22 protein-coding genes are annotated in these 20,350 nt (G+C 65.2%); 12 read left to right on the plus strand and 10 right to left on the minus strand.

The window, feature by feature from the left end; translation table 11 throughout:
- Positions 1–36: 36 nt before the first annotated feature.
- A complete protein-coding gene (locus K3551_RS08780) occupies positions 37–726 on the minus strand; it encodes a M48 family metallopeptidase (RefSeq protein ID WP_259919293.1) in 690 nt (229 codons plus the stop codon).
- Positions 727–804: 78 nt separating this feature from the next.
- Between K3551_RS08780 and K3551_RS08785 the strand changes: the two genes are divergently transcribed.
- Entirely contained in the window at positions 805–1,293 is a 489-nt protein-coding gene (locus K3551_RS08785; RefSeq protein WP_259919295.1) for a DUF421 domain-containing protein, read from the plus strand.
- Here K3551_RS08785 and K3551_RS08790 read toward each other — a convergent pair.
- From K3551_RS08790 to K3551_RS08805, 4 genes are read right to left on the minus strand one after another with little or no spacing between them, the layout of a single operon-like run.
- The gene (locus K3551_RS08790; protein ID WP_259919297.1) at positions 1,290–2,474 is read right to left on the minus strand and encodes a VWA domain-containing protein; all 1,185 of its coding nucleotides are present in this window, start codon (positions 2,472–2,474) and stop codon (positions 1,290–1,292) included. The two genes, K3551_RS08785 and K3551_RS08790, sit on opposite strands and share 4 nt — an antisense overlap.
- Before the next feature lies 1 nt (position 2,475).
- Positions 2,476–2,637: a hypothetical protein gene (locus K3551_RS08795; protein ID WP_259919299.1), complete on the minus strand. Its 162-nt coding sequence runs from the start codon at positions 2,635–2,637 to the stop codon at positions 2,476–2,478.
- A 9-nt stretch (positions 2,638–2,646) separates the two neighbouring features.
- On the minus strand, positions 2,647–4,011 hold the full coding sequence (locus K3551_RS08800; RefSeq protein ID WP_259919301.1) for a DUF2927 domain-containing protein: 1,365 nt from the start codon (positions 4,009–4,011) through the stop codon (positions 2,647–2,649).
- Positions 4,011–4,469, minus strand: a complete 459-nt coding sequence (locus K3551_RS08805; protein ID WP_259919303.1) for a GNAT family N-acetyltransferase — start codon at positions 4,467–4,469, stop codon at positions 4,011–4,013. The genes K3551_RS08800 and K3551_RS08805 overlap by 1 nt, the downstream gene beginning before the upstream one ends.
- Positions 4,470–4,898: 429 nt before the next feature.
- On the opposite strand from K3551_RS08805, the gene K3551_RS08810 reads away from it, so the two are divergent.
- The gene (locus tag K3551_RS08810; RefSeq protein WP_259917093.1) at positions 4,899–5,237 is read left to right on the plus strand and encodes a hypothetical protein; all 339 of its coding nucleotides are present in this window, start codon (positions 4,899–4,901) and stop codon (positions 5,235–5,237) included.
- Positions 5,238–5,393: 156 nt separating this feature from the next.
- Here K3551_RS08810 and K3551_RS08815 read toward each other — a convergent pair whose 3' ends face one another.
- Complete coding sequence (locus tag K3551_RS08815; protein WP_259919305.1) at positions 5,394–6,233, minus strand: MoxR family ATPase; 840 nt, start codon at positions 6,231–6,233, stop codon at positions 5,394–5,396.
- A gap of 180 nt (positions 6,234–6,413) precedes the next feature.
- Here K3551_RS08815 and dksA point away from each other — a divergent pair, with 180 nt between their 5' ends.
- On the plus strand, positions 6,414–6,836 hold the full coding sequence (dksA, locus tag K3551_RS08820) for an RNA polymerase-binding protein DksA (protein ID WP_259919307.1): 423 nt from the start codon (positions 6,414–6,416) through the stop codon (positions 6,834–6,836).
- Positions 6,802–7,968: an FAD-dependent monooxygenase gene (locus tag K3551_RS08825; RefSeq protein WP_259919309.1), complete on the plus strand. Its 1,167-nt coding sequence runs from the start codon at positions 6,802–6,804 to the stop codon at positions 7,966–7,968. Before dksA ends, K3551_RS08825 begins: the two co-directional genes overlap by 35 nt.
- A 4-nt stretch (positions 7,969–7,972) precedes the next feature.
- On the opposite strand, the gene K3551_RS08830 is transcribed toward K3551_RS08825, so the two are convergent.
- On the minus strand, positions 7,973–8,344 hold the full coding sequence (locus tag K3551_RS08830) for a rhodanese-like domain-containing protein (protein ID WP_259919311.1): 372 nt from the start codon (positions 8,342–8,344) through the stop codon (positions 7,973–7,975).
- A gap of 261 nt (positions 8,345–8,605) precedes the next feature.
- Here K3551_RS08830 and K3551_RS08835 point away from each other — a divergent pair, with 261 nt between their 5' ends.
- From K3551_RS08835 to K3551_RS08865, 7 genes are all read left to right on the plus strand, one after another.
- Entirely contained in the window at positions 8,606–9,664 is a 1,059-nt protein-coding gene (locus K3551_RS08835) for a LacI family DNA-binding transcriptional regulator (protein ID WP_259919313.1), read from the plus strand.
- A gap of 176 nt (positions 9,665–9,840) precedes the next feature.
- Positions 9,841–11,100 (plus strand): sugar ABC transporter substrate-binding protein, encoded by a 1,260-nt coding sequence (locus tag K3551_RS08840; protein WP_259919537.1) that lies wholly within the window; start codon positions 9,841–9,843, stop codon positions 11,098–11,100.
- A 132-nt stretch (positions 11,101–11,232) separates the two neighbouring features.
- Positions 11,233–12,099: a carbohydrate ABC transporter permease gene (locus K3551_RS08845; RefSeq protein ID WP_259919314.1), complete on the plus strand. Its 867-nt coding sequence runs from the start codon at positions 11,233–11,235 to the stop codon at positions 12,097–12,099.
- A gap of 13 nt (positions 12,100–12,112) precedes the next feature.
- Complete coding sequence (locus K3551_RS08850; RefSeq protein WP_259919315.1) at positions 12,113–12,943, plus strand: carbohydrate ABC transporter permease; 831 nt, start codon at positions 12,113–12,115, stop codon at positions 12,941–12,943.
- A gap of 1 nt (position 12,944) precedes the next feature.
- On the plus strand, positions 12,945–13,946 hold the full coding sequence (locus tag K3551_RS08855; protein WP_259919316.1) for an ABC transporter ATP-binding protein: 1,002 nt from the start codon (positions 12,945–12,947) through the stop codon (positions 13,944–13,946).
- Positions 13,946–14,716: an L-iditol 2-dehydrogenase gene (locus tag K3551_RS08860; protein WP_259919317.1), complete on the plus strand. Its 771-nt coding sequence runs from the start codon at positions 13,946–13,948 to the stop codon at positions 14,714–14,716. Before K3551_RS08855 ends, K3551_RS08860 begins: the two co-directional genes overlap by 1 nt.
- Positions 14,704–16,179: a mannitol dehydrogenase family protein gene (locus tag K3551_RS08865; protein WP_259919318.1), complete on the plus strand. Its 1,476-nt coding sequence runs from the start codon at positions 14,704–14,706 to the stop codon at positions 16,177–16,179. Before K3551_RS08860 ends, K3551_RS08865 begins: the two co-directional genes overlap by 13 nt.
- Before the next feature lie 15 nt (positions 16,180–16,194).
- Here K3551_RS08865 and K3551_RS08870 read toward each other — a convergent pair whose 3' ends face one another.
- Genes K3551_RS08870 through K3551_RS08880 form a run of 3 tightly spaced genes read right to left on the minus strand, consistent with a single transcriptional unit; the run spans position 16,195 to position 19,227 of the window.
- Positions 16,195–17,223: an ABC transporter substrate-binding protein gene (locus K3551_RS08870; RefSeq protein WP_259919320.1), complete on the minus strand. Its 1,029-nt coding sequence runs from the start codon at positions 17,221–17,223 to the stop codon at positions 16,195–16,197.
- Positions 17,202–18,569 (minus strand): sensor histidine kinase, encoded by a 1,368-nt coding sequence (locus K3551_RS08875; RefSeq protein WP_259919322.1) that lies wholly within the window; start codon positions 18,567–18,569, stop codon positions 17,202–17,204. The genes K3551_RS08870 and K3551_RS08875 overlap by 22 nt, the downstream gene beginning before the upstream one ends.
- Positions 18,562–19,227: a response regulator transcription factor gene (locus tag K3551_RS08880; RefSeq protein WP_259919324.1), complete on the minus strand. Its 666-nt coding sequence runs from the start codon at positions 19,225–19,227 to the stop codon at positions 18,562–18,564. Before K3551_RS08880 ends, K3551_RS08875 begins: the two co-directional genes overlap by 8 nt.
- Positions 19,228–19,333: 106 nt before the next feature.
- Here K3551_RS08880 and K3551_RS08885 point away from each other — a divergent pair, with 106 nt between their 5' ends.
- On the plus strand, positions 19,334–20,320 hold the full coding sequence (locus tag K3551_RS08885) for a tripartite tricarboxylate transporter substrate binding protein (RefSeq protein ID WP_259919326.1): 987 nt from the start codon (positions 19,334–19,336) through the stop codon (positions 20,318–20,320).
- Positions 20,321–20,350: the final 30 nt, after the last annotated feature.

The following is a 20,350-nucleotide window of genomic DNA, read 5'->3' on the forward strand; positions in this document are numbered from 1 at the left end:
ATCAGAGCGGGCCCGGTCGTGCCAAGCCGGGCGTTCTCAGCTCTCGATCTGCCAGCGGGCCTCCAACGCCTCGATGGCGGCGATACGTTCTTCGGTTTTCGGGTGACTCATAAGCCAGGCGGGCATGCCATTGCCCCCCATGCCGGTCAGCCTGGACAATTTGGTGAAGAGCGATTTTTGCGGGCCGGTTCCAATGCCGGCCTTGACCAGCAGGGCGCTGGCATATGCGTCAGCCTCGTATTCGTCCTGTCGCGACAGGCGCGCGGCGACCAGGGACGCCAGGGCATTGGCCACATAGGGGCCGACGCCGGGCAAGAGACGGCCCAGAACCCCCGCCAGCACCACACGGATCGCGTTCTGCCCCGAAAAATCGATCAACCGCCGCCGGGCATGGCCCAGCGCCACGTGCCCGAGTTCATGGGCCACGACCGAGGCCAGCTCCTCGGATGTGACCGCACCGCTGGCGTGTTTGTCCAGAAATCCGCGCGTCAGGAAGATCCGTCCATCCGGTGCGGCGAGACCATTGACGGGGGCGACTTCATGCACCTGCACCTTGATCCGTGCCACCCCCAGGACGCGGGCCATGGGAGCGAGAACAGCCTCCAGCTTCGGATCGGCAAGGGGCGTCGATGTTGCATCCATCTGCCTTTTCAGCCGCCAGGCGGAAAAGAGCCAGAGGACCACACCATAGGCAAGAGGCAAGAGGATGGCGGAAAGCTTGAGCATGGTCGTGAATATGGGGCCGAAGGGACGCTTTGGGAACCATACGGCGACCCGGCGCGTCATTTTGGCAGGAGGTATTTCATGCCCGACTGGTCCACGCCATTTCTCGACGCCGTTCTGCTCGTGCCCTTGATGGTGGTCTGCGTGCGCCTCTCGGGCTTGCGGGCCTTTTCAAAGATGTCGTCCTATGACTTTGCGGTCACCGTGTCCTTCGGGTCGGTTCTGGCGGGTACGGTTCTCGACCCCGCGATCGTGTGGTGGCAGGGGGCGGCGGCGATGGCCGCGCTGTTCGCGGTGCAGTGGGGAATCGGTTGGGCACGGGTGCACGTGGCGGGGATGCAGGACGTGACGGACAACGTCCCCCTGTTGTTGATGCGCGACGGGCAGATCCTGTCTGCGAACCTGAGGAAAGCGCGCGTGACCGAGGCGGAGGTGCGCGCCAAGCTGCGCGAGGCGAACGCCCTGGATTTGTCACAGGTGCGGGCCGTGGTGCTGGAAACGACAGGCGATGTCAGCGTGCTGCATGGCGACCACCTGGCCGATACGCTGCTGGACGGGACGCGGGATTAGCGCGTCAGCATCCGCATCCCCGCGCTCAGCCCCTCCAGCGTCATGGGCACCATGCGATCCTCGAAGATCTCGCGGATCATGCGAACGGAATGGGTATGGTCCCAATGGGGGCGGGGCAGGGGATTGATCCAGAGGTTCGAGGCCCACTGCGTCCGCGCCCGTTCCAGCCAGACCTGGCCCGCTTCCTCGTTCCAGTGTTCATTTGCACCGCCGGGATAGGCGATCTCGTAGGGCGACATAGAGGCGTCGCCCACGAAGATGGCGCGATAATCCGGGCCGTAGGTGTTGAACACCTCCATCGTCGGCGTGGTCGCGTTCCAGCGACGGCGGTTGTCGCGCCAGACCCCTTCATACAGGCAGTTGTGGAAATAGAAGTATTCGCAGGTGCGGAATTCGGCGCGCGCGGCGGAAAATAACTCCTCCACCACCTTCACATGCGGATCCATGGATCCGCCGACGTCCAGAAACAGCAGAACCTTGACGGCATTGCGCCGCTCGGGCCGCGTCTTGACGTCGAGATAGCCCGCCTTGGCGGTGGAACGGATGGTGTCGTCGAGGTCCAGCTCCTCCTCCGCGCCCTCGCGGGCCCAGGACCGCAGGCGTTTGAGCGCGACCTTGATGTTGCGGGTGCCCAGCTCGACGTCGTCGTCCAGGTTGCGGAACTCGCGCCGGTCCCAGACCTTGACGGCGCGCTGGTGGCGGGATTTGTCCTGCCCGATGCGCACGCCTTCGGGGTTGTAGCCATGGGCACCAAAGGGGCTGGTGCCTGCCGTGCCGATCCATTTCGACCCGCCCTGGTGGCGGCCCTGCTGTTCCTTGAGCCGCTCGCGCAGCGTGTCCATCAGCTTGTCGAAGCCGCCCAACGCCTCGATCTCGGCGCGTTCTTCGGGCGTCAGATGTTTTTCCGCCTGCTTTTCCAGCCAGTCGGGCGGCAGGTCCATCGCCTCCAGCACATCCTGCAGGGGGATGTCGCCCAACCCTTCGAAGGTCGCGGCAAAGGCGCGGTCGAACCGGTCGATGTGCCGCTCGTCCTTCACCAGCGCGGTGCGCGCCAGATAGTAGAAACCCTCGACGTCGTAGATGACGATGTTGGCGGCCATGCCTTCCAGAAAGGCGAGGTGTTCGCGCAGCGATACCGGAACCCCGGCCCCGCGCAGCGCCTCGAAGAAGCGCAGGAACATCCTAGATCCGCACCAGCACGATCAGGGCCAGCAGGCCCAGCAAGCCGCCCATGACCGCCCAGACGGCGGCATATTGCGCAATGTCAAAGCCGTTGCCCTTGCGGCTGCGGGCAAAGAACGCGCCTGCGACGGCGCCGAGAATGGCTGTGATGATCGGTAACATGCCCCGTGCTTACGCCCCCGGTGTCAGGGCCGCAACCTCGGCCATGCGTCGCGCCAGAACGGCGTCGCCCCAGGCATAGCGCCCCCAGGCCAGGCCTTCGCGTCGGGTACGGGCCGCCTCGGACCGGGCCCCCTGCATTTCCATCGCTTCGGCCCGCAGCAACAGCAAGGTCGCCAGCAGCACGGCGTTCTGGGCGTCGTCCGCGGCAGGGATGGCCCGGTCGAGGATGCGCAACGCCTGTTCCGCCTGTCCGGTGGTCAGGGCAAAGGCCCCCATCTGGACCGCGACATGGGCCGCGTGGATACCGTCACCATACAGGGCGCGGAACTGCGTGCCGGCCTCCAGAAAGGCCGTGATCGCCTCGTCGGGGGACATCGCCAGCGCGGCGCGGCCCTTTGCCAGGTGCGAAAACGCCAGTCGCCCGTCCTGCCAGTCCGCCTTTTGCGCCAGTGCCGTGGCCTGTCGTGCCGCCGCCAGCCGGGCCCGGTCGCTGCCGACCGGGCTGAGTGCGCCTTTCAGCGCCTCCTGCCAGTCCAGGCTGCTTTCGGGTGTCGTGACGGCATCGGCGCGGGCCCCGCGCGGATTGATCCGGGCGAAAATCGCTGGCAACTCTGCGCCCACGTCTTCCTGGGTCATGCCGGACCGGAGCGTCGGGGCATAGGTCGCCCGCAGCATCAGCATGTCGTAGCCGGTCAGAACGACATGGATGTTGTCGTCGTTGAACACCGAATGCGGCAATCGGTAGAGATCGTTGAGCGGGCCGAGCGCCTGGGCGATTTCCTCGTGCAGGCAGTCCCTTATTTCCTGCGGGGACACGTCGGCGGGCAGAAAGACGCTGGCCCGGTTGCGGGTCTTGAGCGTGGTCCAGTCGGTTTCCGCGCCGAACCGCTTGGCCTGATAGTCGTCCCAACCGCTGACGCGGGGCACCACGAAACAGGCGGCCCCTGGCACGACCTTCTGCAACGTCGCGCGGGGCAGGGCGGTCACGGTGATCGACCCCCGTTCGCCCTTGGACGCGCGGGTGATGTCGATGTCGGCCTCGCTGCGCAAACGCGCCAGAAGGGCATCCAGATCAGGGCCCAGCGTGGCAGGCGGGGTGCCTTCTACGGCAACGGTGATCGGTCCTTCGAAACGGGACAGCACGGGCAGCGCGCGACCGGTTTCCAGCTGAAAGCTGAGCGCCATGAAATCGCGCGCCAACTGACCATTGGGCTGCACGGGGATACGCGCGGCGGGCGTTCCGGTGAAATGGCGCGGCGCGGGCAGGGCCTCGCGCACCGTGGCCACGGTGGCGCGCGTCGCCTCTGGCGCGGGCCCCGTGGGCGCGCAGGACGCCAGCGCCGTGGCCCCGGCCATGAGAAGCGCGCGCAACATCAGACCGCTGGCCGGTCGTAGCGGATAAAGGGCGTCCGCGTCCCGATCCGATCATAGAGCATCCGGCCCGCGTAGTTGAATTCCTGCGTCAGCCAGTAGACGCGCGGCGTCCCGCGGGCGTCTGCATCGGAATAGACCGCCTCGATCAAGGCGCGGGCGACGCCCCGGCCGCGCGCAGCCGGGGCGGTGAAAAGGTCCTGCAGGTAACAGGTCCCTTCGGGTCGCCACATATGCGGGTGGTAGACCCAATGGACGAGACCCACAGGCGTCTTGCCCAGCCAGGCCAACCTGCCCTGGAACGTGCTCGGGTCATCAGACAGCAAGTTGGCGAAAGAGGTCTCGTAGACTTCGGGCGGCAGTGTCGTTTCATAAAACGCGAGGTAGTCGGCCCAGAGCGCAGCCCAGGCCGCGCGGTCGCCTTTCGTCACGCCGCGCAGCGTGAGTGTTTCCGATTCCATGACGACTGCCCCGCGTCTTCTTGTTTTGTGTCACGCTAGGGCTGCAATGTGGCGGGATTTGGGCGTGCGCGATCTTGCTTGGCCTTGCGCGCCCGGTGGCGGGTTTTCCGGCAGGGGCGCGAAGCGGCTCTTCATCCGAACGTATCCAGAGCAGAGATGTGCGACCTGCCCCCTCCGATTTGTTGCGGTTTCGCAGGGTTCGATAACGCCCGCGTGAGGCCTCGTCGCGCGGGCGTGAGGGGGGTGCGGGGCGGAGATGTGTCTGTGCATATGTGCACGTTTATCGCGTGATACTCACGGGTTCGTTTGTTGAATGTCAGGTCCGCAAGGCGCAAATAGGGTTCATCAGCAGGGCAAAACACACCGCCCCGCATCAAACCCAAACGGGCCCGCCGCAACCACAGGGTCCACCGAAAAAGGACTAACGTTATGAAAACCCTCATCATCTCCGCCCTCGTCGCTTCCGCCGCTCTGACCGGTGCCGCCTCTGCTCAGGTCGGATCGGGCGCTGCCGCCGCCATCGCGCACTTCAACCAGGACGTGGACGTCGCGAACGACGCCGTTTCGCTGATCAACCTGGATGGCGACCGGGTCGTTGTCTCCAGCCGCTCGGGTGGCCTGGGCGCGGTCTTCGCCCTGTTCAACTCGGACGCCGACGTGGCCAACGATTTCACCGGCCAGAACGGTGCAACGCTGGTCGCCACGACCCCGGCCTACAACGCCGACATCTTCGCCGAGATCGAGCGTCAGCGCGAACTGGACGACTGATCAACTAGCCAGCCCATCGCGGTCCGGGTGCTTCTCCCCCGCCCGGACCGTGCGACGCGCTTCACTCCCCTCCCCGGTTTCCCTTCCCGAGGTGCGTTGCGGCACGCGGCCCCCGTCAGAGCATCTGCTCGGCGGGGGTCGCTTTGTTTTCGGGGGTCAGCGTCCGCCGCGTGCCATGAAAGCCAGCCGTTCGAACAGATGCACATCGGCCTCGTTCTTCAGCAAAGCTCCGTGCAGGCGTGGCAGGGCCGTGTTCGCATCGGCTTTCAGATCCTCTGCGGTCAGATCCTCGGCCAGCAGCAGCTTCAGCCAGTCCAGCACCTCGGAAGTCGACGGTTTCTTCTTCAACCCCTGTTGATCACGGATCGTGTAGAACTGCGTCAACGCGGCCGTCAGCAGGGCTTGCTGAATACCGGGAAAATGAACCTCGACGATGGCGCGCAGCGTGTCGATGTCCGGAAACCGGATGTAGTGAAAGAAGCAGCGGCGCAGGAAGGCATCCGGCAGCTCTTTCTCGTTGTTGGAGGTGATGATGACGATCGGGCGGTGGCGGGCGCGGATCGTCTCTCCGGTTTCGTAGACGTGGAATTCCATCCGGTCGAGTTCTTGTAAAAGATCGTTCGGGAACTCGATATCCGCCTTGTCGATCTCGTCGATCAACAGGACGACGCGGTCGTCCGCATCAAACGCCTGCCACAATTTGCCGCGGCGGATATAGTTGGAGATGTCGTGAACCCGCGCATCGCCGAGTTGGCTGTCGCGCAGGCGCGAGACGGCGTCGTATTCATAAAGCCCCTGCTGCGCCCGCGTGGTCGATTTCACAGCCCATTCCAGCATCGGCACGCCCAGCGCGGTGGCGACCTGACGCGCCAGCTCGGTCTTGCCGGTCCCCGGTTCCCCCTTGACCAGCAGGGGGCGCTGCAGCGTGATCGCAGCATTGACCGCCACGCGCAGATCATCGGTCGCGACATAGTCGCGGGTGCCTTCAAAACGCATGGATCGTCCCCGTTCCGTCATCAATCGCCGTGCAAGGTAACAGCCGATCACGCCTGCGCAACCAATGCACTGCAAGGGCGTGACATCGGCCCGGGGAACATGTAATCCGCGCCCATAAGCGGCGGGACCGTTTGCGACCAGACAGGTCGCCAGGCGGACCCTGCGAGTGGGAGCGCATCAATGAAGGCCGAGACCTTTCTACCGAACGACTACATTCCGGCAGAAGACGAACCTTTCATGAATGAGCGGCAGACGGAGTATTTCCGTCGCAAGCTGCTCGCCTGGAAGGCCGATCTGCTGGACGAGACGGCGACGACCATCGAAGGGTTGCAGGACGCCGCTCGGAATATTCCCGATATCGCCGATCGCGCCTCGGAAGAGACGGATCGCGCGCTGGAACTGCGCACGCGGGATCGGCAGCGCAAGCTGATCGCCAAGATCGATTCGGCCCTGCGTCGCATCGACGAAGGAGAGTACGGATATTGCGAGATGACCGGCGATCCGATCTCTCTCAAGCGGTTGGACGCCCGGCCCATCGCCACCCTGTCGCTGGAAGCGCAGGAGCGGCATGAGCGTCGTGAAAAGGTGCATCGCGACGACTGAGCGCGTGGCCGACACCGAAACCGGGCGCCCCCGCGGGGCGTCCGATGTCGTCACGGTCCTCGGGGCCGGTATCGGCGGGCTGACGGCCGCCATCGCCTGCGCCCGCGCGGGCCATTCCATCGAAATCATCGAACAGGCCCCCGCCCTGACCGAGGTCGGCGCGGGGCTGCAGCTTGCGCCGAACGGGATGCGTGTGTTGCGTGCGTTGGGGGTCGAGGTTCCCGGCATCGACAACCGGGCCGTCCATCTGATCGACGGGGCGACGGGCCGCAGCCTTGTGCGCATGCCGCTGGGTCCAGGGTTTCGCCTGGTTCACCGCGCCGATCTGATCGCCGCCCTGGCCGCCCATCTGGATGGCGTGACGCTGCATCTGAACACAGAGGTGGCCGGGCTGGAGGATAGGGGCCTTCGCCTGGCCGACGGTCGCCTGTGGCCTGCGGGGCGGGTCATTGGGGCGGACGGCGTGCGGGGTGCTGCGCGGCGCTATGTCTCGCCGGATCATGCCGCGCGGTTCACGGGGCAGGTGGCCTGGCGCGCAACCGTTCCGGTCGAGACTTGGCCCGCCGAAGCGCAGGTGCATGTGGGCGCGGGGCGGCATCTGGTGCTTTATCCACTGCGCGACGGGCGGCTGCTGAACATCGTCGCGGTCGAGGAGCGGGCGGACTGGACCGCCGATGGCTGGTCACGGACCGACGATCCGGAAAACCTGCGCCGCGCCTTTGACGGCTATGCCGCGCCAGTGCGGGCGTTGTTGGACAGGGTCGAGACCGTGAACCTCTGGGGTCTTATGGATCATGGGGTGACGCCCGATTGGACCCGTGGCGGGTGCACCGTGATCGGGGACGCCGCGCATCCGACCCTGCCGTTTCTGGCGCAGGGGGCCAATCTGGCGCTGGAGGATGCCTGGCTGGTGTCGCGGATGCTGGAGGATCCGACCGGATACGAGGCGCTGCGGCGTGCGCGGGTGACCCGGGCATTGGCGGCAGCGGCGGGCAACGCGCGGGCCTACCATCTGCGGGGGCTGTCCCGGCATGTGGCGCATGCCGGGCTGCGTCTTGCGGGCGCGGTCGCGCCGGGGGCGTTGCTGCGCCGCTACGACTGGCTCTATGGCCACGACGTGACGGCGCAGTAGCGCGTCAATCCTCCATCGGGCCGCCCGCGTCCTTCCATTCGGCGATGCCGCCGATGTTGGTCACCTTGCCGAAGCCCATGTCCTTCAGCGTCTTGCCCGCCAGCGCGGCCTGACCACCGGCACCGCAGACCAGATGCAGGTTCGCGTCCTTCGACAGGGCGGGGTTGTGGAACTTGCTTTCGCTGTCGGCTGCGAATTCGATGAAGCCGCGCGGCACGCGGAGCGCACCGGCGATGGTGCCGGATTGCGCGATGGCCGCGCTGTCGCGGACATCGACAAAGACCGCGTCGGAGCCATGCAGCGGCACGGCCTCGGCCCCGGGAATGCGGGTCACGACGGCGTTGGCATCGGCGAGGTAGTGTTGGGCGGTTTTCATGAGGGGCTCCCTGAGGGTGTTCTGAGGCCTGATAGCTGGCGCAACGGGGCGGGCTTGGCAAATAAAACCCGACGACCGGGGCCCCGTTACCCGTGCGAAACAGGTGAGACACCGATGGGGTCGCACCCCGCACGGGCCGCCGGGCAGGGCGGTCAAAGGGCACCGGAGGGAAAAAACTTGCCCCATAAAAGTTACGCGCGTTAAGTTTTGGATTGTCGCTGGTTTCTTCTAAGGCGGGCGCAGATCGGAAAGGGGGCATCGATGACCGACAAACCAGACGAGCGTCAGAGACGGCGGCAAGTGCAGACCATGCAGGAGCTGTCGGCGTTGATCGGCGTGTCACGCCCGACCCTGTCGCGCTATTTCCAAAGCCCGGAAAGCGTGCGCGGCACCACCGTCGCCAAGATCCGGCAAGGGTTGGAGCAGATCGACTACGTCCCGAACTTTTTCGCGACCCGGATGAACCGGAAGTCGACGGGCATTATCGGCGTGGTCATCCCCTATCTCAACGACCTCTTCTTTACCAAGCTGCTGCAAGCGGTCGAGGTGGCGGCCATGGCCCAGGGGTTTACGGTCATCACCCAAAGCAGTCATTCCGACCCAGAGATCGAGGCCCGCGCCGCGGAAACCCTGATGTCGATGAGCGTGGATGGCGCCATTGTTGCCCCGCTGGGCAATCAGACCGACCCCGAGGTTCATGCCAGACTGGCGGCGCGTTTGCCCTTCGTCTTGATCGACAGCCTGCCGGAAACCCTTCCGGATGTGGATTATGTCGGCACCAACCACGATCAAAGCACTGGCTTGATCGTTGATTACCTTGCACGCCGCGGAGAGGCGCCGGTCTATCTTGCGATGCCGCCCGGGAACTTCAACGCCATCGGGCGCGAACGGGCCTATCTGCGTCGCATGAGCGAACTGGGGCTGGAGCCGACGATCATCGGCGAAAGGGCCCTGGGCGATGACCCCTACGAGGGGCACGGCAATGCGGTGCTGGCTGCGGAATTCGGGCGCGGCAATCTGCTGGATCGATCCATTCTGTGCGTGAACGACCGCGTCGCCATCGGGGCCTTGCGTGCCGCTGGTCAACATGGGCTGACACCTGGTCGACAGGGCGAAGGCGGGCTGCGGATCGCCGGGCATGACGACTATCCGCTGTGTCCCTTTACCGTGCCGTCCCTGACCACGGTCGCCCAGGACCTCGATGCCATCGCAAACCGGGCCGTGACCCGCCTGATTGCAAAGATTCGCGGCGACAAGGGTACCGACGTGCCCGAGGTGACGCTGTTCGATGGCACATTGAAAGTTCGTGAATCCGCCTGAAACTTCGCGGTTCTTTCGCGTGCGCGCACCTGTTTGGGGCGATCTGAAAACTTTTTGTTGACGCGCGTTCATTTCGCTGGGTAAAAGTTTACACGCGTAAAGGGAGGTTTACGATGACAATCACACAAAGACTGCTCGGCACTGCTGTGGGGGTTGGCCTTTCGGCTGGCCTGGCCATGACGGCGGCGGCTGACGGCCATGCCACGACGCTGACCATTGCGACCGTAAACAACGGCGACATGATCCGCATGCAGGGCTACACCGACGACTTCACCGAAAAGACCGGTCACCAGGTTGAATGGGTGACCCTGGAAGAGAACGTGCTGCGCCAGCGCGTCACGACGGACATCACCACCAAGGGCGGTGCCTTCGACCTGATGACCATCGGCATGTACGAGGCCCCGATCTGGGGTGCGAACGGCTGGCTGGTGCCGCTGGACGATCTGTCCGCCGACTACGATGTGGGTGACATCCTGCCCGCAATGGCCGGCGGCCTCAGCCATGAGGGCACGCTTTATGCGGCGCCGTTCTACGGCGAATCCTCGATGATCATGTATCGCACCGACCTGATGGAAGCTGCGGGCCTGGAAATGCCCGACGCCCCCACCTGGGACTTCGTCCGTCAAGCGGCTGCGGCGATGACCGACAAGGACAACGAGCAATACGGCATCTGCCTGCGTGGCAAGGCCGGTTGGGGCGAGGGTGGCGCGTTCATCACGGCCATGTCCAACTCCTTCGGCGCACGCTGGTTCGACATGGACTGGAAACCCCAGTTCGACACCGAGGCCTGGGCCAACACGCTCAACTTCTACAAGGGTATGATGGATGAATCCGGTCCCGCCGGATACGCCACCAACGGCTTCAACGAGAACCTGAACCTGTTCCAGCAGGGCAAGTGCGGCATGTGGATCGACGCCACCGTGGCGGCGTCCTTCGTGACGAACCCCAACGACAGCCAGGTCGCTGACTCCGTTGGTTTCGCACTGGCCCCCGACACCGGTTTGGGCAAGCGCTCCAACTGGCTCTGGGCCTGGGCGCTGGGCATTCCGGCCGGCACGCAAAAGGCCGACGCCGCGAAAGAGTTCATCGAATGGGCCACCGGCAAGGCCTACATCGAAATGGTCGCCGCCAACGAAGGTTGGGCCAATGTGCCTCCGGGGGCGCGTCAGTCGCTCTATGACAACCCGAACTACCAGGAAGTGCCGTTCGCACAGATGACCCTGGATTCGATCCTTTCTGCCGATCCGGCCGATTCCACCGTGGATCCGTCGCCCTACGTCGGCATCCAGTTCGCGGCCATCCCGGAATTCGCGGGCATCGCCACCCTGGTCAGTCAGGAATTCTCGGCCGCCTATGCCGGTCAGCAGACCGTCGAGGAAGCGCTGGAGAAGGCGCAGGCCATCGCCACCGAAGAGATGGAAGCCGCAGGCTACTGATCCTTTCCTCCGGGGGGCGGTACACCCGCCCCCCGGACACGCCGGTTACGCGACCGCGCATTTTCCGCGACATTCGTAGGCACACCCGCAGCAACGGAAGACGACGAGGTCGGTCTTCCGCAGGAGGACGGCATGGCAACCGCACATTCCCGAACCGCAGCACGCTACATGATGGCACCCGCCGTCACGCTCCTTCTGGGGTGGATGTTGGTGCCGCTGGTAATGACGCTCTACTTTTCCTTTTCGGACTACCGCCCCCTGCGCGGCGTGTTCGAGCCTTGGGTCGGGTTCGAGAACTACGTAAGGTTCTGGAATTCATCGTCCTTTGCGGATTCGGTCCAGACGACGCTGATCCTGGTCGCGGCGGTCCTTGTCATCACGGTGGCGCTGGGCATCCTACTTGCGATGCTGCTGAACGAGCCGATCTGGGGGCAGGGCATCGTCCGCATCCTCGTGATCTCGCCCTTCTTCGTTATGCCGACAGTGTCCGCGCTGGTGTGGAAGAACATGATGCTGGACCCCAACAACGGGATCTTCAGTCACATCTGGCGGTTTTTCGGGGCGGTGCCCCATGACTTCCTCAGTCAATCGCCGCTGTTCTCGATCATCCTGATCCTGTCCTGGCAGTGGCTGCCGTTTGCCACGCTGATCCTGCTGACCGCGATCCAGTCGCTCGACAGTGAACAGCTGGAGGCCGCCGAGATGGACGGGGCCCCGCCGCTGGCCCGTTTCTGGTTCCTGATCCTGCCGCACCTGGGTCGGGCGATCACCATCGTGGTGCTGATCCAGACCATCTTCCTGCTGTCGATCTTCGCCGAGATCTTTGTGACCACCGGCGGCGCCTTCGGCACACGAACCCTGTCTTACCTGGTGTTCCAGCGCATCGTCGAAAGCCAGAACATCGGCCTGGGATCCGCCGGCGGCATCTTTGCTGTCATCGTCGCCAACATCGTCGCGATCTTCCTGATGCGGATCGTCGGCAAGAACCTGGACGCCTGAGGAGGGAATTTACATGGCCCGCGCCGTCACACCCCGCCGCAAGGCGATCGCAACCACCGCCGCCTGGGGGATCGGACTACTCCTGTTCTTTCCGATCCTCTGGACCATCCTGACCTCGTTCAAGACCGAGGCTCAGGCCATCTCCAACCCGCCGGTGTTCCTGTTCTTCGACTGGACGTTCGAAAATTACCAGGTCGTGCAGGACCGCTCCGGCTACATGAAGTTCCTGTGGAATTCGGTCATCATCGCCGGCGGCTCGACCCTTTTGGGGATCATCGTCGCGGTGCCCGCCGCCTGGTCGATGGCCTTCGTGCCCTCTGCCCGGACCAAGGACATCCTGCTGTGGATGCTCTCGACCAAGATGCTGCCTGCGGTGGGTGTTCTGTATCCGATCAGCCTGGTGTTCATCAAGCTGGGCATCCTGGATACGCGGATCGGTCTGGTCGTGGTTCTGATGCTGATCAACCTGCCGATCATCGTCTGGATGCTCTACACCTACTTCCGCGAAATCCCGAGCGAGATCCTGGAAGCGGCGCGCATGGACGGGGCCTCTCTGAAGGAAGAGATCCTTTATGTCCTGACGCCGATGGCGGTGCCCGGCATCGCGTCGACGCTGCTCTTGAACTTCATCCTGGCCTGGAACGAAGCGTTCTGGACGCTGAACCTGACGGCGGCCAACGCGGCCCCGCTCACGGCCTTCATCGCCAGCTACTCGTCCCCCGAGGGCCTGTTCTTCGCCAAGCTGTCCGCAGCCTCCACCATGGCCATCGCGCCGATCCTCATCCTCGGCTGGTTCTCTCAGAAACAGCTTGTCCGGGGCCTCACATTCGGAGCCGTGAAATAAAATGGGTCAGATTACTCTCAAGCAAGTCACCAAGTCCTTCGGCGACGTGAACGTCATCCCGCCCCTGGACCTGCAGATCAACGAAGGCGAGTTCGTGGTTTTCGTCGGCCCCTCGGGCTGCGGCAAATCCACCCTGTTGCGCCTGATCGCCGGGTTGGAGGACATGACCTCCGGCCATATGGAAATCGACGGCCGCGACGTGACCTCGGTGCCGCCCGCGAAACGCGGTCTGGCGATGGTGTTCCAGTCCTACGCGCTCTACCCGCATATGTCGGTGCGCAAGAACATCTCCTTCCCTCTGCGCATGGCCAAGATGGAGCAGTCGGAGATCGACCGCCGCGTGAACCACGCCGCCAAGATCCTGAACCTGGCCGACTACATCGACCGGCGCCCCGGTCAGTTGTCGGGCGGTCAACGTCAGCGGGTGGCCATCGGTCGCGCCATCGTCCGCGAACCCGCCGCCTTCCTGTTTGACGAACCCCTGTCGAACCTCGACGCCGCGCTGCGCCACGGGATGCGGGTCGAGATCGGAGAGCTTCACAAAGAGCTGGCGACCACGATGGTCTACGTGACCCATGACCAGGTCGAGGCGATGACCATGGCCGACAAGATCGTCGTTCTGCGCGCCGGACACATCGAGCAGGTCGGCTCTCCGTTGGAGCTGTATCACGCGCCGCGCAATCTCTTCGTTGCCGGGTTCATCGGGTCGCCCACGATGAACCTGATCAAGGGGGCCGAGGCGCAAAAGCATGGCGCCGAAACCATCGGCGTCCGCCCGGAGCACATCTCGATCGATGCCAACGGTCCCTGGCAGGGCCGCGTGGGTCTGGCGGAGCATCTGGGCTCCGACACCTTTATCCATATCCACGACACCGGCCTGGCCGAGACTCTGACCGTGCGCCAGAACGGCGACATCCCGGTCAAGCACGGCGATCAGATCCGCCTGTCGCCCGATGCCGACAAGATCCACCGGTTCGGTGCCGATGGACTGCGGATGTCGTGATGCGACTGGACGGGAAATCCGCCCTGATCACCGGGGCCGCGCGCGGCATCGGTCTGGGCTTTGCCGAGGCCTACATCCGCGAAGGCGCGACGGTGGCGATCGGTGATATCGACCTGGCGGCAGCCGAATCTGCCGCCGCCGGGATCGGTCCGGGCGCCTATGCCGTCCGGATCGACGTGGGCGACCAGGACAGCATCGACGCGGCCATCGCGTCGGTGGTGGACCATGCGGGCAAGCTGGACATTCTGGTCAACAACGCCGCGCTGTTCGACGCGGCGCAGACGGTGGACATCACCCGCGCCAGCTATGACCGGCTGTTTTCGGTCAACGTGGCCGGCACGCTGTTCACCCTGCAGGCGGCGGCGCGGCAGATGATTGCCCAAGGCCACGGCGGCAAGATCATCAACATGGCGTCCCAGGCCGGGCGTCGGGGTGAACCGCTGGTGCTGGTCTACTGCGCGACCAAGGCCGCCGTCATCTCGATGACGCAGTCGGCGGGCCTGAACCTGATCGCGCACGGCATCAACGTGAACGCCATCGCGCCGGGCGTGGTGGACGGGGACCACTGGGTGCATGTCGACAGCCTGTTCGGCACGCTGGAAGGCAAGAAACCCGGTCAGAAAAAGGCCGAGGTCGAGGCAGGCGTCCCCGCCGGACGCTTTGCCGTTCCCGCCGATCTCAGCGGTATGGCCGTGTTCCTGGCCTCGTCCGAGGCCGATTACATCGTCTCGCAAACCTATAACGTGGATGGTGGCCAATGGATGAGCTGATCCCCCTGTCGCTTGCGACGCTTGACCGCCTGCCCGAAACGGTGCGCACCCCACGCTATGCCCGATCCGACCTGTCGCCGGGAATCGTCCATATCGGCCTCGGCAATTTCCACCGCGCCCATCAGGCCTGGTATCTGCACCGCCTGTTCGATCAGGGATTGTGCCACGACTGGGCCATCGTCGGCGCGGGCGTGCGTCCCGCCGATGCCGCCCAACGCGACCGGCTGTTGGCCCAGGATTGCCTGACCACCCTGCTGGAACTGGACCCCGCAGGCAGCGCCGCCGAGGTCACCGGGTCCATGGTCGACTTTGTCCCGGTCGATGTCGGCAACGGCGCTCTGATCGCGCAGATGGCGGCACCTTCGATCCGCATCGTCGCGTTGACGGTGACCGAGGGCGGATACTTCGTCGATCCGGTCAACGGCACCCTGGCCAGCGATCATCCGGACATCGAACACGACGCCGCCCATCCCGACATGCCGATCACCGCCTTTGGCGCGATCATCGCCGCCTTGGCCCGGCGGCGGGCAAAGGGTCTGGGCCCCTTTACCTGCCTCAGCTGCGACAACCTGCAGGGCAACGGCGCCGTGCTGCGCCAGACCGTCGTGGGCCTGGCCCGCATGAGCGACCCGGCGCTTGCCGATTGGATCGACGCGGAATGCAGCTTTCCGAATTCCATGGTCGACTGCATCGTGCCCGCCACCGGCGCGCGCGAACTGGCGATGGTGCAGGCGCTGGGCATCACCGACAAGGCCCCCGTGACGCACGAGAATTTCCGCCAATGGGTGATCGAAGATGATTTCTGCGCGGGGCGGCCCGATTGGGACCGGGTGGGGGCCACCTTTACCCCCGACGTCCACGCCTATGAGGCGATGAAGATCCGCATCCTGAACGCGGGCCATCAGGTGCTGGCCAACGCGGGCGAGTTGATGTCCCTGTCGACGATTGCCGATTGCATGGCCAACCCCGCCCTGAACGCCTTTTTCCTGAAGGTCGAGCAGGAGGAAATCGCGCCCCACGTCGCCCCGGTTCCGGGGTGCACGCCTGACGACTATGTGGCGCTGATCGCGCGGCGGTTTTCCAACCCGATGATCCACGACACGACGCGGCGCGTGGCGTTCGACGGGTCCTCGCGCCATACCGGGTTCGTTCTGCCGATGGTGCGCGAGGGGTTGGCCTCTGGCGTGCCGGTCGAGGGTCTGGCCCTGGTCGAGGCGCTGTGGGCGCGCATGTGCGCGGGCCTGCGCGACGACGGCAGCGAAATCGAGCCCAACGACCCGTTCTGGCCGGACCTGCAGGCCGCGGCCCTGGCCGCCCGCGACCGACCCGGTGCCTGGTTGGACCAGCACCACCTCTATGGCGACCTGGCCCGCCAGCCGCGTTTTGCCGACGCCTTTCAGACCTGGCTGACAGCGCTGTGGCGGGACGGGACCGAAGCGACGCTGCGCGCCTACGTCGGGTGACAGCGGCGGGGGTGCCTAGTCTGTGGGGGCGTTGGCCAATGGCTGAATCAACGCGTTTTCCCATTCCGCCAGAAACGTCCGCCGTTTCAACGCGTCCAGATAGGTCATCAGGGCGGGCTCCAGCGCGATGCGGGCCAATTCGCCGCTGAACCTGCCGCCATCCAGCGGCGGCAGGGGAAACCGATGGGCAGTCGAACCGGACTGCAACGTCACCAGGTGCCGCACGAAATTGCCCGCCAACGCGGCATTCGGCCCGCTGTCCGAAACCAACGCGGTGCGCATCATCGTGGTGGGAAAATCCGACGGCAGCACGATCTCGAAGCTGTCGGGCCCGTCGGCCCGCGCGGCGGCGTAGCTGCCCAGCACGTTATACGCCACGAGGATCTCCCCCGCCTCCAGATCGTCGATCATGTCGCCGGAACAGCAGTACAGCCGGGCGTTCAACCCGCCCATGACCTCCATCAGGCGCCAGAACGTCTCGGACGCGCGGGCGTCCTGCGTGGCGAACAGATACCCCAACCCGGACCGCCGCACGTCATAGGTGCCGATGCGCCCGCGAAACCGGGCGGGATCGGCGCGCAGCACTTCGATCAGGGCCTGCCGCGTCTGCGGCATGGGCTGGCCCGCAAAGGCGGCCCGGCTCAGCACGATCGTGGCCGGCTCCGAGGTGAAGGCGAACAGGCTTTGCCGCCACTGCGCCCAATCGGGCAGGCCGACGTTGTCCAGCGCGCGGGCATAGCCGTCGTTGGCCAGCTTCAATTGCAGGTCCATCGCGCTGGAGATCACGAGGTCGAAACGATCCGGGGTTGCGCGAAAGATCGCGTCGATATCCGCGGTGCCGGTGACCAGGTATTCCACCGCCACATCGGGCCGCGCGGTCAGGAACTCTTCGATCACGGGGGCCATGAACGAGGTGTCCGTGCTGGACAACACGCGCAACACGCGCGCCGCATCCTCGGGCCCGAACAGCCGCCGGTCCTCCCACGTCTGGGCCGACACGGCACAGGGCAGCAGCCAGAGGATCAGAGCGACAAGGATACGCATGCGCCCCCCTCGGGTCGGTTCGACAGGCGCAAGGCCCCGCCATGGGCTGTGGCCACATCCTTGGCGATGGTCAGGCCCAGGCCCGATCCGATGATCCCCTGCGAATTCTCGCCCCGCGTGAACCGCCCCGCCAGGCTGTCCAGGCTGTCGCCGGGAAACCCGCGTCCCTGATCGCAGATCTCTATGCAGGGCAGGGGGTCGGCCCGCACGCGGATATCCACAACCCCGTCGGGGGGCGAATACTTCAGCGCGTTGTCCAGGATGTTGCGGATCGCATTCTGCAACAGGATCGGATCGGCGGAACAGGTCACAGGCCCCGCCGCATCCACCCGCAGATCCAGGTCGCGCATGTCCGCGATGGGCGTCAGGCGCAGCACCAGTTCCTGCACCAGATCGACCAGATCGATGTCGTGCCGGTCCAGGTGATCGGCGCGAAAGGTGATCATCGCGTGGTCCAGCAGTTGCGAGGCTGCGCGGCTGCTTTCGTCGATGGCCCGCACCATCGACCGCAACGCCTTGCGGTTTTCTTCCTTGTCGACCCGTTGCAACGTTGCCTCTGCGTAGGATCGCACGGTGGCCAGTGGGGTGCGGACCCGGTGGGCGGCCTCGGCGATGAAATCCTCGGACTGGGTCAGCGAATGGTCCAGCCGTCCCATCAGCGAATTGAGCGACGCAACCAGCGGCCCCATCTCGGCGGGCACCGGTTTGACGAACGGGCTCAGGTCCTGCGGCCCCCGCCGCGTCACCGAGGTGGTCAGGCGCGACAATTGCCCGATCGTGGTCGAGGTGGCCCAGAACGCCAGCATCGTGGCCAATGCAAAGAACCCCGCCCCGAACAACGCGGCGTTGCGCGAAATCCCCTGCAAAGTGCCCGCCAAGGCGTCCTGCGTCTGCGCCAACGCGACCGTGATCCGCGTGCGTTGATCGGCCCCGATCAGGGTGCGGGACGCGGTGACCAGGCGCACCGGGGCCCCCGCGAATTCCACCGTGCGATAGACCGGCAGGCGGTCGCCCGTGGTGGCCGCGGGGGGCAGCGCCTCATACCCGGACAGGAACTGTCCATCCTGCCAGACGGCGTGAAACACGCGGTCGTCTGCTTCGGTCGTCAACATCGAGAAAGAGGCGTAGGGAATGTCCAGCTCCACCGTGCCGAACCGGATTGCGGCGGCGTCCAGGATCGAGGTGACGGCCGCGCCCAGAATGCTGTCCTGTCCCTGCTGCGCCACCTGCGTCGCATAGCCCCGGATTGCAAAGAACAGCAACAGCGCCAGAACCGCCGCGCCGCCCACAAGGATCGCCACCAACCGGTTCCGCAAGGAGCCGGAGATCGGCGCGCCGTCAGTCATGATCCAACCGATAGCCCAAGCTGCGCAGCGTCGTGATCTTCAGGTCCGAGGCCCCGAGATGACGGCGCAGGCGTCCGATATAGACTTCGATCGCATTCTCGGAGACGTCGTCGTCGTAGGAAAACAACCGATCCGCCAGCTTCTGCTTGGAGAAGATCTGCCCCGGCGCGCGGATAAGCAGTTCCAGCAGCCGCAATTCCCGGTTGCGCAACGCCACCACATTGCCCCGCACCGTCAGTTGCCCCGCCACGGGGTCGAAAACCACGCCGCCCAGCTCGGTCACGGTCTGCGCCGACCCGGCCCGGCGGCGCAGGACGGCGCGGCAGCGGGCCTCCAACTCGGCATGGTCGAAGGGCTTCGTCACATAGTCATCCGCTCCCAGATCCAGCAGGCCGATCCGGTCGGATACCTGGCTGCGCGCCGTCAGAACGATGACCGGCGTGTCGTGTTCCCCCGCCCTGTGCCGCTTCAGAAAGCTGCGCCCGTCGCCGTCAGGCAGCATGATGTCGAGCAGGATCAGATCGTATTCGCCGGTGTCCGCAAAGGCGAAGGCGTCGTCCAGGGTCGGTGCGTGATCAATGACATGGCCGTCGATCTTCATGCGCGACAACACGGCCTCGGCCAGCTCTGGATTGTCTTCGACGAGCAGGAATTTCATCGTCTTCCTTACCGGCGCGGGGGCGTGACAGGTTTGTGTCAGGTTGCCGTGTTCTGATCCCGTCAACTGAGCCGCCAAGCGGCCGGTTGTCAAACGGGAGGAAAACATGACGACATTCAAACTGGGCCGCCGGGCCCTGCTCGCGACCGCTGTGGCGGCATTCAGCTTTGGCGCGCCGGCTTTTGCAGATGGCCACAAGGTGCTTGATTCCGTGCACTTCCTGATCCCCGGCGGCGCCGGCGGTGGCTGGGACGGTACGGCGCGCGGCACCGGCGAGGCCCTGACCGCCTCCGGGCTGGTCGGCACCGCATCCTACGAGAACATGTCCGGTGGCGGCGGCGGCAAGGCCATCGGCTTTCTGATCGAAAACGCCGACAGCAACCACGGCACGCTGATGGTCAACTCGACCCCCATCGTGATCCGTTCGCTGACCGGCGTCTTCCCGCAAAGCTTCCGCGACCTGACGCTGGTGGCGGGTACGATCGGCGACTACGCGGCCATCGTCGTGGGCAAGGACAGCCCGATCAACTCGATGGACGACCTGCTGGCGGCCTTCGATGCCGATCCCTCGGCCACGGCAGTCGGCGGCGGCTCCGTGCCTGGTGGCATGGATCACCTGGTTGCGGCCATGGTGATGGAAGCGGCGGGCAAGGATGCGCTCGACGTGAAATACATCCCCTACGACGCGGGCGGCAAAGCCATGGCGGCGCTGCTCTCGGGTGAGATCGCGGCGCTTTCGACCGGCTTTTCCGAGGCGGTCGACCTGGCCAACGCCGGTGAGGTCAAGATCATCGGCATCACCGCGCCCGAGCGTGTAGGCGCGGCCCCCGATGCCATGACCATGAAAGAGCAGGGCATCGACACCGAATTCGTCAACTGGCGCGGCTTCTTCGGGGCCCCCGGCCTGCCGGACGATCAGGTGGCTGCCTATCAGGCCGCCCTGGAAAAGATGTACGACACCCCCGAATGGGAAGACGTCCGGGCGCGCAACGGCTGGGTGAACATTCACAACTCGGGCGACGATTTCCGCACCTTCCTGGAAGACCAGGAAAAGCAGATCGGTGACCTGATGAAGAAGCTCGGCTTCCTCTGACACCAAACGGCAGGGCGCGGTCCGCGCCCT

The sequence above is a fragment of the Jannaschia sp. M317 genome (assembly GCF_025141175.1).
Classification (GTDB): Bacteria; Pseudomonadota; Alphaproteobacteria; order Rhodobacterales; family Rhodobacteraceae; genus Jannaschia.